The organism is Variovorax sp. EL159 (assembly GCF_900100965.1).
GTDB lineage: Bacteria > Pseudomonadota > Gammaproteobacteria > Burkholderiales > Burkholderiaceae_C > Variovorax.
Genome location: NZ_FMUJ01000004.1, coordinates 444,162 through 458,924 on the forward strand (window position 1 = coordinate 444,162; position 14,763 = coordinate 458,924).

11 protein-coding genes are annotated in these 14,763 nt (G+C 67.7%); 6 read left to right on the forward strand and 5 right to left on the reverse strand.

Going from position 1 to position 14,763, the window contains the following annotated elements; genetic code table 11:
* Positions 1 to 98: 98 nt before the first annotated feature.
* From BLQ28_RS19195 to BLQ28_RS19210, 4 genes are all read right to left on the reverse strand, one after another.
* A complete protein-coding gene (locus tag BLQ28_RS19195; protein ID WP_093242700.1) occupies positions 99 to 2,711 on the reverse strand; it encodes an autotransporter family protein in 2,613 nt (870 codons plus the stop codon).
* Between the two features lie 125 nt (positions 2,712 to 2,836).
* Positions 2,837 to 4,462, reverse strand: a complete 1,626-nt coding sequence (locus tag BLQ28_RS19200; RefSeq protein WP_093242702.1) for an MFS transporter — start codon at positions 4,460 to 4,462, stop codon at positions 2,837 to 2,839.
* A gap of 42 nt (positions 4,463 to 4,504) precedes the next feature.
* The gene (locus BLQ28_RS19205; RefSeq protein ID WP_093242704.1) at positions 4,505 to 5,275 is read right to left on the reverse strand and encodes an amino acid ABC transporter permease; all 771 of its coding nucleotides are present in this window, start codon (positions 5,273 to 5,275) and stop codon (positions 4,505 to 4,507) included.
* Positions 5,276 to 5,359: 84 nt separating this feature from the next.
* On the reverse strand, positions 5,360 to 6,124 hold the full coding sequence (locus BLQ28_RS19210) for a basic amino acid ABC transporter substrate-binding protein (protein WP_093242706.1): 765 nt from the start codon (positions 6,122 to 6,124) through the stop codon (positions 5,360 to 5,362).
* A 270-nt stretch (positions 6,125 to 6,394) separates the two neighbouring features.
* On the opposite strand from BLQ28_RS19210, the gene BLQ28_RS19215 reads away from it, so the two are divergent.
* From BLQ28_RS19215 to BLQ28_RS19235, 5 genes are all read left to right on the forward strand, one after another.
* Positions 6,395 to 7,021 (forward strand): hypothetical protein, encoded by a 627-nt coding sequence (locus tag BLQ28_RS19215; protein WP_143012516.1) that lies wholly within the window; start codon positions 6,395 to 6,397, stop codon positions 7,019 to 7,021.
* A gap of 11 nt (positions 7,022 to 7,032) precedes the next feature.
* Complete coding sequence (locus BLQ28_RS19220) at positions 7,033 to 7,575, forward strand: GTP-binding protein (RefSeq protein WP_093242710.1); 543 nt, start codon at positions 7,033 to 7,035, stop codon at positions 7,573 to 7,575.
* Positions 7,572 to 7,955: a roadblock/LC7 domain-containing protein gene (locus tag BLQ28_RS19225; RefSeq protein WP_093242712.1), complete on the forward strand. Its 384-nt coding sequence runs from the start codon at positions 7,572 to 7,574 to the stop codon at positions 7,953 to 7,955. Before BLQ28_RS19220 ends, BLQ28_RS19225 begins: the two co-directional genes overlap by 4 nt.
* Positions 7,956 to 8,044: 89 nt before the next feature.
* Positions 8,045 to 8,404, forward strand: coding sequence for a hypothetical protein (locus tag BLQ28_RS19230; protein ID WP_093242714.1), 360 nt, complete (start codon positions 8,045 to 8,047; stop codon positions 8,402 to 8,404).
* A gap of 202 nt (positions 8,405 to 8,606) precedes the next feature.
* A complete protein-coding gene (locus BLQ28_RS19235) occupies positions 8,607 to 10,286 on the forward strand; it encodes a M28 family metallopeptidase (protein WP_176801164.1) in 1,680 nt (559 codons plus the stop codon).
* 9 nt (positions 10,287 to 10,295) lie between these two features.
* Here BLQ28_RS19235 and BLQ28_RS19240 read toward each other — a convergent pair whose 3' ends face one another.
* Entirely contained in the window at positions 10,296 to 10,772 is a 477-nt protein-coding gene (locus tag BLQ28_RS19240; protein WP_093242716.1) for an Lrp/AsnC family transcriptional regulator, read from the reverse strand.
* Positions 10,773 to 10,950: 178 nt separating this feature from the next.
* On the opposite strand from BLQ28_RS19240, the gene BLQ28_RS19245 reads away from it, so the two are divergent.
* Positions 10,951 to 14,559: an indolepyruvate ferredoxin oxidoreductase family protein gene (locus tag BLQ28_RS19245; RefSeq protein WP_093242718.1), complete on the forward strand. Its 3,609-nt coding sequence runs from the start codon at positions 10,951 to 10,953 to the stop codon at positions 14,557 to 14,559.
* Positions 14,560 to 14,763 lie beyond the last annotated feature (204 nt).

Genomic DNA, 14,763 nt, shown 5'->3' on the forward strand with positions numbered 1-14,763 from the left:
ATGACCTAGCAATTACCCGGGTTGCCTCGTAAAGACGAGGTAACAACCCCTCAAATCAGATCGACCGGTTCAATGACAGTGAGGGCGACGGTGGTGCATTACCAGCGCACCCGCATGCCCAGCTGCCCCTGCACCCCGGTCTGCTGGGTCCGGCCGATGGCGCTGGTGTAGGCCAGGCCGCCATACACCGCGAGCGTCTTGCTCACCTGCCCGACCACGCCGGCGCCGACTTCGAGCGCGCTGGCGCCGCGGCCGTTGGCGACCTGGTCGGTGGGCCCGAAGAAGATCACGTTGTCGCCGCTGAAGGTGTGCCAGAGGTTGGCCTTGAGGTAAGGCTTCCAGGTGCCGCCACCGGCGCTGAAGCTGCCTTCGAGCCGCGCGCCCAGACGGGCGGTGACAGCGTTGTCGCGCCGGAAGCGCACGGCGGAAATGCCGTCGTCGAAGCCGTCGATCGAGCTGCGCTGCCAGATCAGTTGCGCCTGAGGCTGCAAGGTGACGTTGTCGCTCAGCGCCAGCGGATAGCCCGCTTCGAGCGAGGCCGTGACCGAGGTGCCGTGCGGACGGCCACCGCGCCCGAGCGTGGAGAGCGCGTCGGCCCTGAAGCGGGTGGCCATGAGCACGGCGTCGCTGTACCAGCCGTTGCTGGCCACGCGGGTCCAGTAGGCGCCCAGGCTGTAGCCCTCGACGTTCAGGTGGCCGGAGGCGCCGTTGGTGTTGCCGTCCACCACGCCGCTGGTGTCGCCGCTGGCGCGGGTGTAGCCGCCGAGCACGCCGGCGCGGTTGCGTCCGCCCGAGCCGTCGGTGGCAATCAGGAAGTCGTGCCCGAGTTGCAGGCCGGAGATGCGGCCGTCGAACTGCGGGTCGGCGTCGCCGCGCAGGCGTTGCCGCGTGCTTTCGCCGAACACGCGGCCCCACGAGGCCTGCGAGCCCTCGTCGTTGGCAAGCAGCTGCTGGTCGCCCTGCCGGTCATGGAAGCTGCCGAGCTGCGCAAGCCCGAGGCGGCGCACCACCAGCGGAATGCTGCTGTAGAGCGCCACTTCGGGCCGGTAGAGCTTGACCGGCTCGAACGACGGCGGCGGCGTGCCGGGTGTCGGCGGATGGGTCTCCAGTTCGTCGATGACCTCGGTGACCGTGCCCACCACGTTGCCGTCGACCACGTAGCCGCTGTTGCGCAGGTACCAGTTGTCCGGGTTGTTGCCCGCCGCGCCGCCGCGGAACAGGTGGTAGTTGTAGGCGCCGGCCTCGACCGCCTGCGTCAGCGAGAAGGCGTTGGCGGCGGTGGTGCCGCCGTTGAGCGTCTGCACCACCAGGATGCCGTCGGCCAGCGTGGGCGCGCCCAGGCCGCCGCGGTTGACGACGCGCAACCCGGTGCCGCCCGAGGCCGCGCCACCGTCGATCACCAGCTTGTCCGATGGCGCGTTGTCGCCGGTCAGCACGGTGTTGACCTGCAGCAGCGCGCCGCTGCCGCCGAAGTAGTTGCCGCGCACCGTGAAGGCGCCGAAGTTGACGCCGTCGTTCGGGCCGGGCAGCAGCGTGCCCTGGTTCGTCACGTTGCCCGCGAAGGTGCCGGTGCCGGCGACCGTGGCGCCGGGGAGCACGGCGATGGTGGGGCTGGTCAGCGTCGCGGGCAGGTCGAAGCGGCCGGACTGGATGTTGATCGAGTTCGAGAAGCTCGCGTCGGTCTGCCACGACCACGCGGTGCCGCGCATCGTGAGGTTCTGGAAATTGCGGAAGGCGTTGTCGACGGTGCCGTTGCCTTCGAGAAAAGTGTCGCTGCTCGCGTTGCCGCCATCGGCCGCGCCCCTGATGACCGAGCCGGTCTGCAGGATGAGCGTGCCGGTGCCGCCGCCGCCCATCAGGATCGCGCCGTCGTTGGCGGTGCCGCCGTGGCCTTCGATGGTGCCGGCATTGATCAGCGTGTCGTTGCCGTTCTGCCCGCGATAGCCGTAGTCGTTGGCGCTGAAGAGCAGGCCGCCGGCCCGGTTCTCGACCTGCGAGAAGAAGCTCGCGCTGAGCGTGTTCACATGCACCGCGCTCGCGAAGCCGCCCGTGGCCGAGGTGTTGGCACCCGTGGCGCGGATGGCGCCGGTGTTGATCAGCAGGTTGGCGACACCGTTGCCGCCCTGCAGGTAGACGCCCTTGCTCGCGGTACCGCTGACGTCGATGGTGCCGCTGTTCATCACGGTATTGCCCGGCCCCAGCGTGGAAATGCCGTGCGAGCGGCCACCCGTGGTGGTGATGCTGCCGGTATTCGTGAGCAGCGTGCGGGTGCTGCTGTTCGACGTCACCAGCATGCCCACGGTGCCCACGCTCGTGGTGCTGATGGTGCCGTTGTTGGTCTGCGTGTTGTCGTTGCCCGTGGAAACCATCGCGCCGCGCCCACCGCCCGAGCCGCCCGACATCGTGATCGTCCCGTTGTTGGTGATGCTGCTGCTGTCTTGCACGAGCAAGGCCTGGGTGGCATTGGTGCTCAGCGTGGCGCCGTTGTTCACCATGATGCTGACGCCGGTGCTGCCCGGTACCGCGATCACGCTGGGCGAGCCGGTGGTGGTGCCGTCGCAGACCACCGTGTCGCCGGTGCCGGGCGTGGAGGTGGGGCTGCAGGCCGCGTGCGCGCCGCCGCCGGCCAGCGCGGCAAGCACGGCCGCGAGAGATGACACAAGGGGAAGCGGGATGTGGCGCGGAAATCGATGCGGTCGCTCGATGTGCATGCGTGCTCCTCGTTGTTTCTTGTGCCGGCCCGCAGGCCGGAGATGCCGGGTCATTTGGCACCATTAACAATCAACAAACAATTACGGCGCCCGCCACCGTTGCGGCGGCGAGACGCCGCAGGGGGTCAGCGCCGCACCACGTACCGCGTGATCACCGGCGACGACTCGCCCAGGTGAAAGGCCAGCCGCCGCTCGCGCAGCGCCATGTCGGAGGCGGTGGCGCGGTTGAAGCGGCGCAGGTGGTCGGTCCACGATTCGTCGACGATCTGCTCCACGTAGCGCGCCGGCTGCGAGATGTCGTGCAGCAGTTCCCAGCCGATGGCGCCCTGGCTCAGGCGCGCGCGGCGCGTCTGCTGCATCACGAGGTGGAAGGCGGCGGCGCGCGCCGGCTCGATCAGGTACTCGACCGTGATCACCACGCGGCCTTCTTCCTGCGGCGCTTCGGCCGGCGGGCCGGTGGCCCAGCCGGCTTCGGCGGGGCTGGTGTCGTCTTCGCCGCTCACATCGGTCACCCAGCGCAGGGCTGCGAGCATCAGCAGCGTGCCGCTGATGGCGCCGATGACCAGGCTCAGTTGCAGCGACGTCACCGTGGCCACCTGGCCCCAGAGCGCCGCGCCGATCGCGCTCGCGCCCATGATGGCCATCTGGTACATCGACATGCCGCGCGCCCGCACCCAGTCGGGCAATGCGAGCTGGGCCGACACTGAGAGCGAATTGGCCACCGTGATCCACGCCATGCCGCCGAAGAACATCGCCGGCACCGCGACCCAGGCGTTGGGCGCGTAGGCCATCACAGCCGTGGCGCCCGACTGCAGCAGCGCCCCGCGCAGCACCAACTGGTCGCGCCCCATCGCCTGGCGCAGCCGGGGCAGGAACAGCACCGCGATGATCGCGCCCGAACCCATGGCCGCGAGCAGCAGCGTGAAGGTGCCGGCACCGCCGCCCTGCAGCTCACGCGCCAGCAGCGGCAGCAGTGCCAGCAGGGCCGTGGAGTGGAAGAAGAAGATCGACACGCGCACCAGCACCGCGCGCATGCGCTGCGACTGCCGCACGAACTGCACGCCCACGCGCATCGCGCTGATAAGCTTTTCGCGGCCCAGCGGATTGGGCGTGTGCGCGCGCCGCCAGCGCAGCACCACGAAGCCCGAGGCGACCGACAGCACCGCGTTGAGCGCAAACACCCACACCGTGCCGGCGCTGGCGATCAGCACGCCGGCCGTGAGCGGGCCGACGATGCGCGAGGCGTTCATCGCGATGCCGTTCAGGCCCAGCGCGGCCGGCAGCTGCGGCCGGGGCACCAGCTCGGGCACGATGGCCGCGAACACCGGCCAGCGCAGCGCCAGCCCGATGCCGTTGGCGAAGGTGAGCGCCAGCAGCAGCGGCGCGGTCATCAGGTCGAGCATCAGTGCCGCGCACAGCACGATGGCCGTGCCGGCCAGCCAGAACTGCGTGGCCACCAGCCAGCGCCGCCGGTCGAGGATGTCGGCCAGCGCGCCACTGGGCAGGCCGAGAAGGAACACCGGCAAGGTGGAGGCCGACTGCACCAGCGCCACCCAGATCGGCGAGGTGGTGAGCGAGGTCATCATCCACGCCGCCGCCACATCGTTCATCCACATGCAGATGTTCGCGATGAGCCAGGTGCTCCACAGCATGCGGAACACGGGGAGCTTCAGGGGCTCGAGGGCGGCGAGCTTCGAGGGCTGCGGCCGCGCGGGCGGAATCGGTGTCTCTTCGGGGGATATGGGCGGCATGTGGCGCTATTGTGGCGCGGCCCTTTTTCCTCTCACACCTCGTCAGCCGCGGTCGCTGCGCGCAAGGCGGATTTCAAGCCGCCGCAGCATGGTGGTCAGCACCAGCGTCATGACCCAGTAGATGACCGAGATCGCCAGGTACGGCTCCCAGTAGCGCGCATAGGCACCGGCCACCGTGCGTGCCGCATAGGCCAGCTCGGCCAGGCCGATGGCGGACACCAGCGAGGTGTCTTTCAGCAGCGCGATCGCGTTGTTGCCCAGCGGCGGCAGCATGCGGCGGAAGGCCTGCGGCAGCACCACGTAGCGCATCACCTGTGCGGGCGAGAAGCCGAGCGAGCGGCCGGCATCGAACTGCCCGCGCGAGATCGACTGGATGCCGGCGCGGAACACCTCGGAGATGTACGCCGCCGAGTTGAGCGTGAGCGCCACCACGCCCGAGATGAGCGCACCGTGCTCCTGCTTGAGCGTGCGCGCGAGTTCGCCGTCGATGATCAGGCCCGAGGTCGGGTGGATGAACACCGGCATCACCGCGAAGTGGATCAACAGGATCTGCACGAACAGCGGCGTGCCGCGAAAGAAGCTCACGTACACCGTGGCCGGCCAGCGCAGGAAGACGCGCGCGACCCAGGTCCAGGGCGCATGGCGCGGCTGCGCAAGGCGCGCGAGCGCCAGGCACAGGCCCCAGCTCGAGCCCAGCAGCACGCACACCACCGTCATGCGCAGCGTCATCCATGCGCCTTGCCAGAACAGGTCCTTGTATTCGACCAGGATGTCCCATCGAAACCATCCGAAAAGCAGGATCGGTTGTTCCATATTCATCGCCTTCGCGTCATCACTCTGAAAAAACAAACGGCCGCTTCGTGGGCGGCCGTGATCGGGTCACAGGTGCCGTGCGGCTCAGCGCACGTTCGGGTCCTTGTTGAACCACTTCTTGTAGATCGTCACGTAGCTGCCGTCGGCGCGAATGGCGGCCAGGCCGGCGCTGAGCTTGTCGAGCAAGGCCTTGTCGCCCTTCTTCACGACGATGCCGAAGCCCTCTTCGGGGAAGGACTTGTCGTCGATGGTTTTCAGCTCGGGGTTCTGCGCCACGCGGTAGGCGATCACGCCGTTGTCGCCCATGGCGGCATCGACGCCGCCACCGGCCAACTCGGAAATGATGAGGGGCGTGCTCTCGAAGCGGCGGATGTCGGGGTTGGTCTTGCCGAACTCGCGCGAGGCGATGTCGTCGGCGGTGGAGGCGCTGACCACGGCGATCTTCTTGCCGGCCAGGTCTTTCAGCGAGGCGACCTTGCTGTTCTTCGGCAGCGCGATCAGCTGGCGGGCCGCGAAGTAGGGCGGCGTGAAGTCGTAGCTCTGCTTGCGCTTGTCGTTGATGGTCACGCCCGAGATCACCAGGTCGACGTCGCCGTTGTTCAGCGCACCGAAGATGCCGGTGAAGGGCGTGTTGACGATCTTGATCTTCAGGCCCTGCTGCTTGGCGATGGCATTGATGATGTCGATGTCGAAGCCGACGATCTGCTTGTCCTTGTTCTCGAAGGCGAAGGGCGCGTAGGTGGCGCTGGAGGCCACGGTGAGTTCCCGGTTCTGGGCCTGGGCACCTGGCGTGAAGGCCGCGCTGGTGGCCAGAAGAACGAGCGACAGGGCGCGCCAGATGCGGTTCATGGGGTTATCTCCGGGAAGTGGTGGCTAAGGCCGCCCAAAAAGGGCAAAGGAGCGGGATTTTAGGCTCCCCGGCCATGGCCGCTTCTCACATCCCGGTGGCTCCTGTGCCGCATCCGTGCGGTGCGGCGTGCGGATGTTGTGGATTTCTTCTCGGTGCGCGTCCGAATTTCAAGTAACGATTGAACACGCAAGTCACATTTCATCATTTGTCAGTCGATAGCGTTAACAATCGCCAGCGGTTGTTAAAAATAAGTGTTCAGGGAAGAAGGTATGCCACTCGTTTTGGGCGTCATGGGGCTCCCTCAGGTTGAGGTCGAGCTCCTGAGGATCATCGTCCGCCTCAGCTCCAATCTCCGCTCGCTCTGGACCGTCAGCGAATCGCAGCCCTGCGATCTGCTGCTGGTCGACGGCGACTCGCTGGCCGCTGAGCGGCAGGCACCGCCGGCCCGCTTCGTGGTGCCGATGGTGGCCCGGGGCGAGGTCACCACGGCGCGCAGCGCGCTCGCGCGCCCCATCTATGCGGAAGAGCTGGTCGACCTGCTCAACCGGGTCTCGCCGAAAGTGCCTCAGGGCGATGCGGTACGTGCCGCGGCGAGATCGATTCGCGCACGCGCCTCGCTGCTGCGCTGGCCATCGCAGGTGACCCTGCAGCGCCATCCGGCCTATGTGCGGCTCGCGGCGGCCCTGTCCCGGAGTGCGCAGTCGGCCGAAAGCCTCGGTGCGCTGGGCCGTGTCGATGTCGAGGTGTGCAGCACCTTCCTGGGCCTGCTGGAAGAAGAAGGCGCCCTGGCCTGGACCGAAGAAACCCGCGAACCCCGCGCATCCACTGGCACCGCTGCGGGCCACGAGAAGCGGGGGCTGCTCTCGCGCATCCGCCGACGCCTCGGGCTGGCCTGAGAAGGCGCGGCATGAGGGACTACAAACTCGTCTTCACGGGGCCGATGGGCGTGGGCAAGACCACGGCCATCGCCGCCATCAGCGAAACCGCGCCGATCAGCACCGAGGTCGCCAATGCGGACGCGTCGGTCGCCAAGGCCACCACCACGGTCGGCCTGGACTTCGGCCAGGTCACCCTGGACAACGGCGACCGGCTGCGCCTGTACGGCACGCCGGGGCAGGCCCGCTTCGATTTCGTGTGGAAGATCCTGGTGCGCGATGCGCTGGGCCTCGCGATCCTGATCGACAACAGCCGGCCCGATCCGTTGGCCGATCTGGCGGTCTACCTCGACGGCTTCGCCGGTGCGCTCGAAAAAATGCCGTGCACGCTCGGCGTGAGCCGCCTGCCCACGCACCCGTCGCCCACGCTCGACGACTACGCGCACGCCCTGGCGCAGCGCGGGCTTGTGCTGCCGATGCTCGCGGTGGACCCGCGCCGCAAGGACGACGTGATCGCGCTGATCGAAACGCTGCTGATGCAGATCGAGGTGCTCGACGAGGAGGTCGCCCCATGAGGATTCCCCATGCCATCAAGCAGCACGCTGCGGATGAAGCCCGGCGAATGCTCGACGAGACGACCGGCGTTGCTTCCGTGGTGATCGCCACGCCCGACGGCTTCGAGATCGCCAGCGCCAACCTGCGCGACTTCCAGCCTTCGCGCATCGCCGCGATGGCCAGTTCGATTTCCGCCATGGGTGCCGTCGTGTCACAAGAGGCGCGGCTGGGCCGCTGCACCTGCATCACCGTGGCCACCGACAAGGGCTTTGCGCTTGTCAGACCGGTACGCAATGGCGAGACGGAACTGGTGGTGAACGTCATCGCCGACGCGGGCGCCGTGCTCGCGCAGGTGATGTACCGGACCGCCGCCTGCGTGCGGGCGCTGGAAGCGCCCTGATCGGCCCACCGAATCAGCGGCGGGGACGGGGTGCATGCGACGCCTCCGCTTCATCCTTTCATTCGCATGATCTACAGGACAACTTCAACATGGCTTCGATCCAGAGCAACCTCGAAAACCTCCTGACCGCCGACGGCGCCCTGTGCGCGGCCGTGGTCGACTCCTCCAGCGGCATGATGCTGGGCTCCGCCGGGACCGGTGTCGACCTCGAGGTGGCTGCCGCCGGCAACACCGAAGTGATGCGCGCCAAGCTCAAGACGATGCGCGCCCTCGGCCTGAACGATTCCATCGAGGACATCTTGATCACCCTCGGCAAGCAATACCACCTGCTGCGCCCGATGGCACGGCACGAGGGCGTGTTCATCTACTTCGTGCTGGACAAGGCCAAGTCGAACCTGGCGCTGGCCCGCCGCAAGCTGCAGGACGTCGAGAAGGACATGACCTTCTGAGCGAAGACGCAAGCCTCCGTCCGCCCACGGACGGATCGCCGGGCCGGCTCCCTCGCGGGGCCGGCCTTTTTTCTTTATGGGTTCCTTTGGGTTCCTGCGGATGCGCGGGCTAACTAAGGTTCTCCGGGCGGAACGAAGGGCATCGGAGAACGGCCCGGGCCCGATGGCTAGCATCCGGGGCTTCCCTGTTCAGGAGCCTTGCATGACGATCTTCCGGCTTGCTTCACTTCTTTGTGGCATCGGCCTCGCATGGAGCGCCACGGGCGCGCAGGCGGCCGATCCGCCGGCGCCGCGCTTCGATCCGCAGCGCCTGTCGCAGATCGTGAAGACCGTCTCGGGCGACGACTTCGAAGGCCGTGCCCCGGCCACGCCGGCCGAAGGCAAGACGGTCGACTACCTCGTGGCGCAGTTCAAGGCCGCGGGCCTCGTGCCCGGTGGCGACCTCGAAGGCGGCAAGCGCGGCTGGACGCAGGCCGTGCCGCTGGTGAAGACCGAGTTTCGCGGCACGCCGCAGGTCACGCTGCAGGTGGGCTCGCAGCGCGATGCGCTGGTGCAGGGCGAGCAGATCGCGGTGCGCGCGGCGCTCGACGGCTCGACCTCGGTGGCGATCCAGCAGGCACCGCTGGTCTTCGTGGGCTATGGCGTGAGCGCGCCCGAGCGGCGCTGGGACGACTACAAGGGCGTCGACCTGAAGGGCAAGATCGCCGTGGTGCTGGTCAACGACCCCGATTTCGAAACCGGCAGCGGCGACTTCGGCGGCAAGGCCATGACCTACTACGGCCGCTGGACCTACAAGTTCGAGGAGGCCGCGCGCCGGGGTGCGCTGGGCGTGCTGATCGTGCACGAGACCGCGCCGGCCGCCTATGGCTGGGCCACGGTGAAGAACTCCAACACCGCGACCATGTTCGACATCGAGCGCGATCAGCCTGCGGCGGTGCATCCGAAGCTGGAGGCCTGGATCCAGCGCGACGTGGCGGTCGATCTGCTGCGCCGCGCGGGGCTGGATTTCGAGGCGCAGAAGAAGCTGGCGCAAACGCGCGAGTTCCAGCCCCAGGTGCTCAAGGACGCGAGCCTGTCGGCCGAGTACGCGATCGACCGGCAGGTGATCGTCTCGAAGAACGTGGTGGGCCGCGTCGAAGGCCGCAAGCACCCCGGCGAGACGGTGATCTACAGCGCCCACTGGGACCACCTGGGCGTGGGCGCGCCCGATGCGAAGGGCGGCGACAAAATCTACAACGGCGCGGTCGACAACGGCACCGGCCTGGCCGCGCTGATCGAGATGGGCCGCGCCTTTGCCAGCGCGTCGAAGAAGCCCGAACGGTCGGTCGTCTTCCTGGCCGTGACGGCCGAGGAGCGCGGCCTGCTGGGCTCCGAGTACTACGGCGCCAAGCCGCTGTACCCGCTGGCGAAGACCGTGGCCGTCATCAACATGGACGCGCTCAGCCCCGAAGGCCCGGCGCGCAATTTCAGCACCTCGGGCAGCGCGGCTTCCCAGTTGCAGGACCTGCTGGTCGCACAGGCCAAGGGCTTCGGCCTGGCCTACGCGCCCGACCCGCACCCCGAGGCCGGCCATTTCTTCCGCTCCGACCATTTCTCTTTCGCCAAGCGCGGCGTGCCGGCGCTGTCGTTCGCCTCGGGCAACGACTGGGTGGCGGGCGGTCTCGCAGCCGGCGAAGCGGCCAGCAAGGCCTACACCGCCGACCGCTACCACCAGCCGGCCGACGAATGGCAGGCCGACTGGTCCTTCACCGGCATGGCGCACGACCTGCCCTTGCTCTACCGCGTGGGCGAGACGCTGGCCAACAGCCGGCGCTGGCCGGAATGGGGCGCGGGATCGGAATTCGGCGCCATTCGCGAGGCGAGCCGCAGCGAGCGGCGTTGAGCGAGCGCCCTAGACGGCCAGGTGCCCCAGCGGCAGCGCGCTGCTGGCCTTCACCTCGCCCAGCGAGAAGCTGGTGTGCAGGTCTTTCACGTTCGGCAGGTTCATCAGGTGCTGCCGCGCGAAGGCCGAAAAGCCGTTCAGGTCTTGCGCCACCACTTGCAGCTCGAAGGTGCCGGTGCCGCTGATGTAGTGGCAGGCCACCACCTCGGGCATCTTGCGGATCGCGTCTTCCAGCTTGCGCGTGGCCTCGTTGGTGACGCGCTCGGTGTCCACGCGCACGAAAGCGAGCACGCCGAGCCCTATCTTGTGGCGGTCGATCTCGGCGCGGGAGCCCCTGATGAAGCCGGCTTCTTCGAGCGCGCGCACCCGGCGCCAGCAGGGCGCGGCCGAGAGGCCCACGCGCTGCGCAAGCTCGGCGTTGGTGAGGCGGCCGTCGGCCTGCAGTTCTTGCAGGATCAAGAGGTCGAACTTGTCAATGCTTTCCATGGGTATCGATATTAAGCAAGATTCTTTCTGGAAGCGGGTTTTCCGGGGCAAAGAACGCAAACACCTGTCGCGGACCCCGGCATACACTTTGCGTGATCATGGGCTCGCGCCCTACCGGGCACAGACCCACACCCCATCAGCCAGGCTCAAAAGGCCCTGCCATACGGAGACAGACAACATGAACGCCCCGCTGCCCGAGCACATTCGCCGCGCGCTAGAAACCGTCACGCTCGACGACAAGTACTCCCTCGATTACGGCCGCGCTTTCATGAGCGGCGTGCAGGCGCTGGTGAAGCTGCCCATGCTTCAACAGTTGCGTGACAAGCAGGCCGGCAAGAACACCGCCGGCTTCATCAGCGGCTACCGTGGTTCCCCGCTCGGCGGCTACGACCAGGCGCTGTGGAAGGCCAGCAAGTTCCTCAAGGAACAGAACATCGTCTTCCAGCCGGGCGTGAACGAAGAGCTGGCGGCCACCGCGCTCTGGGGCACCCAGCAACTGGGCTTCTCGCCGCAAGGCACCAACAAGTTCGACGGCGTCTTCGGCATCTGGTACGGCAAGGGCCCGGGCGTGGACCGCTGCTCCGACGTCTTCAAGCACGCCAACATGGCGGGCACCACCGAATTCGGCGGCGTGATCGCGGTGGCCGGCGACGACCACATCTCCAAGAGCTCCACTGCCGCGCACCAGAGCGACCACATCTTCAAGGCCTGCGGCACGCCGGTGTTCTTTCCGACGAGCGTGCAGGAAATTCTGGACCTGGGCATCCACGCCTTCGCCATGAGCCGCTTCTCGGGCGTGTGGTCGGGCATGAAGACGATCCAGGAGATCGTCGAGTCGAGCGCCACGGCCATGATCGACCCCGAGCGCGTCGAGATCGTCATTCCCACCGACTTCGAAATGCCGCCCGGCGGCCTGCACATCCGCTGGCCCGACCATGCGCTGGAGCAGGAAGCCCGGCTCATGCACTACAAGTGGTACGCCGCGCTGGCCTACATCCGCGCCAACCGGCTGAACCACAACGTCATTCAGGGCCCGAACGACCGCTTCGGCATCATGGCCAGCGGCAAGGCCTTCAACGACACGCGCCAGGCGCTGCTCGACCTGGGCCTGGACGACGCGGCCTGCCGCCAGCTCGGCATCCGCCTGCACAAGGTGGGCGTGGTGTGGCCGCTCGAAGCGCAGCTCACGCGCGAATTCGCGACCGGCCTGCAGGAGATCCTGGTGGTCGAAGAAAAGCGCCAGGTCATCGAATACCAGCTCAAGGAAGAGCTCTACAACTGGCGCTCCGACGTGCGGCCCAACGTGGTCGGCAAGTTCGACGAGGGCGAGGTGCACGCGGCCGAAGGCTACTCGGGCGGTGAATGGTCGATGCCCAACCCCACGGCCCACACGCTGCTGCGCGCCAACGCCGACCTGAACCCCGCGCTGATCGCCAAGGCCATCGCCGGCCGCCTGAAGAAGACCGGCCTGCTGGCCGCTGCAGGCGCCGACATGACGGCGCGCATCGAAGCGCAACTCGCCATCCTCGAAGCCAAGGAGCGTTCGATGGTGGTGCAGCAGGCCTCCACCAGCGTGGCCGACGCCACGCGCCAGCCGTGGTTCTGCTCGGGCTGCCCGCACAACACCAGCACCGTGGTGCCCGAAGGCTCGCGCGCGATGGGTGGCATCGGCTGCCACTTCATGGCGACCTGGATGGACCGCTCCACCATCGGCTTCACGCAGATGGGCGGCGAGGGCGTGCCATGGGTGGGCCAGCAGCCCTTCACGACCGACCAGCACATCTTCGCGAACCTGGGCGACGGCACGTACTTCCACAGCGGCCTGCTCGCGATTCGCCAGAGCATCGCGGCCGGCGTGAACATCACCTACAAGGTCCTCTACAACGACGCGGTCGCCATGACCGGCGGCCAGCAGGTCGGCGAGCGGCCCGAAGGCCACTCGGTGCTGCAGATTGCAGAGAGCCTGCATGCCGAGGGCACGAAGAAGGTCGTGATCGTCACCGACGAGCCCGAGAAGTACGAAGGCGTGAACGTCCCCGGCGACCACGTGCAGGTCAAGCACCGCGACCTGCTCGACGAGATCCAGCGCGAATTCCGCAAGATCCCGGGCACCACGGCCATCATCTATGACCAGACCTGCGCGACCGAGAAGCGCCGCCGCCGCAAGCGGGGCACGGCCGTCGATCCGGCCAAGCGCGTGGTCATCAACGAGCTGGTGTGCGAAGGCTGCGGCGACTGCAGCGTGCAGAGCAACTGCCTCTCGGTGGAGCCGCTGGAAACCGAATTCGGCCGCAAGCGCACCATCAACCAGAGCAGCTGCAACAAGGACATGAGCTGCCTGAAGGGCTTCTGCCCGAGCTTCGTGTCGGTCGAGGGCGGCCAGCTCAAGAAGAAGGGCAAGAACAAGGCGGCCACGCCGGCCGAGTTCGGCCTGCTGCCCGAGCCGGCGATTCCGTCGCTGGACGGCGGCAAGGTCTGGGGCGTGGTGGTGGCGGGCGTCGGCGGCACCGGCGTCATCACCATCGGCCAGCTGCTCGGCATGGCCGCGCACATCGAGGCCAAGGGCATCGTCACGCAGGACGCGGCGGGCCTGGCGCAAAAGGGCGGCGCCACCTGGAGCCACGTGCTGATCGGCGACACGCAGGACGACATCCGCACCACGCGCGTCGGCACCGCGGCGGCCGACCTGATCCTGGCCTGCGATCCGCTGGTCACGATCAACGGCGAGACCATGGCGCGCATGCGCGAAGGGCGCACGCACGTGGCGCTCAACAGCCACAGCTCGCCCACCGCCGCCTTCGTGCGCAACGCCAACTGGCAGAACCCCGAAGACGCCTGTGCCGCCGAGATCGCGCGCGCCGTGGGCATCGACGGCATGGGCACCTTCGATGCCGATGCGGCCGCGACCACGCTGATGGGCGACAGCATCTACGTCAACCCGATGATCCTGGGCTACGCCTGGCAGAAGGGCTGGATTCCGCTGGCGCACGAGTCGCTGATGCGCGCCATCGAGCTGAATGCCGTGGCGGTCGAGAACAACAAGACCGCCTTCGAGTGGGGCCGCCAGGCCGCCGTGCGCCCCGAAGAGCTGCAAAAGCGCGTGCGCCCGGGCCAGGTCATAGAGTTCAAGAAGCGCGAGACGGTCGAGGCCATCGTGGCGCGCCGCGCCGAATTCCTGACCGGCTACCAGAACGCCGCCTACGCCGAGCAGTACAAGCAGTTCGTCGGCAAGGTGCAGCAGGCCGAATCGGCGCTGGGCAAGACCGCCCTGACCGAAACGGTGGCCCGCTACCTGTTCAAGCTGATGGCCTACAAGGACGAGTACGAGGTGGCCCGCCTGCACACCGACCGGACCTTCCTCGACCGCGTCGAGGGCATGTTCGAAGGCGACTACAAGCTCAACTACCACCTGGCGCCGCCGCTCATGGCCAAGAAGAACGCCAAGGGCCAGCTGCAGAAGCAGAAGTTCGGCCCCTGGATGCTCACGGGCTTCAGGTTCCTTGCGAAGCTGAAGGGCGTGCGCGGCACGGCGCTCGACATCTTCGGCCGCACCGAAGAGCGCAAGACCGAGCGCGCGCTGATCGGCGAGTACCGCGCCAGCATCGAGGAAGTGATCGGCGCCCTGCGTGCCGACAACCACGCGCTGGCGCTGGAAATCGCCGGGCTGCCCGAGCAGATCCGGGGCTATGGTCACGTCAAGGAGCGCAACCTCGCGGCGGCGCGCACCCGTTGGAGCGAGCTGCTGGCCAAGTGGCGCAACCCGCAGGCGCAGCGCGCGGCGGCCTGATTTTCGGAGCCGTTCCATTCGCAAAGGGCGCCTTGTGGGCGCCTTTTGCTATTGAAAACGTAGCAATCCAGTCGGGCGCCGAATGGCCGGAAAGCCCTCCTCACCCCGCCGGATAAGCGCGTGGAGGCGTCACCAGCCCCGAATACAATGCCCGGTGCTGTGCGCGGCCAAGTCCCGCCACGCTTTGATTTGCGGCCCGCTTTC

Coding starts and splice junctions, on each gene's coding strand:
- BLQ28_RS19235 (WP_176801164.1), top strand. CDS start 8,607: ATGACGATCTTCCGGCTTGCTTCACTTCTTTGTGGCATCGGCCTCGCA.
- BLQ28_RS19220 (WP_093242710.1), top strand. CDS start 7,033: ATGAGGGACTACAAACTCGTCTTCACGGGGCCGATGGGCGTGGGCAAG.
- BLQ28_RS19225 (WP_093242712.1), top strand. CDS start 7,572: ATGAGGATTCCCCATGCCATCAAGCAGCACGCTGCGGATGAAGCCCGG.
- BLQ28_RS19240 (WP_093242716.1), bottom strand. CDS start 10,772: ATGGAAAGCATTGACAAGTTCGACCTCTTGATCCTGCAAGAACTGCAG.
- BLQ28_RS19195 (WP_093242700.1), bottom strand. CDS start 2,711: ATGCACATCGAGCGACCGCATCGATTTCCGCGCCACATCCCGCTTCCC.
- BLQ28_RS19245 (WP_093242718.1), top strand. CDS start 10,951: ATGAACGCCCCGCTGCCCGAGCACATTCGCCGCGCGCTAGAAACCGTC.
- BLQ28_RS19210 (WP_093242706.1), bottom strand. CDS start 6,124: ATGAACCGCATCTGGCGCGCCCTGTCGCTCGTTCTTCTGGCCACCAGC.
- BLQ28_RS19200 (WP_093242702.1), bottom strand. CDS start 4,462: ATGCCGCCCATATCCCCCGAAGAGACACCGATTCCGCCCGCGCGGCCG.
- BLQ28_RS19230 (WP_093242714.1), top strand. CDS start 8,045: ATGGCTTCGATCCAGAGCAACCTCGAAAACCTCCTGACCGCCGACGGC.
- BLQ28_RS19215 (WP_143012516.1), top strand. CDS start 6,395: ATGCCACTCGTTTTGGGCGTCATGGGGCTCCCTCAGGTTGAGGTCGAG.
- BLQ28_RS19205 (WP_093242704.1), bottom strand. CDS start 5,275: ATGGAACAACCGATCCTGCTTTTCGGATGGTTTCGATGGGACATCCTG.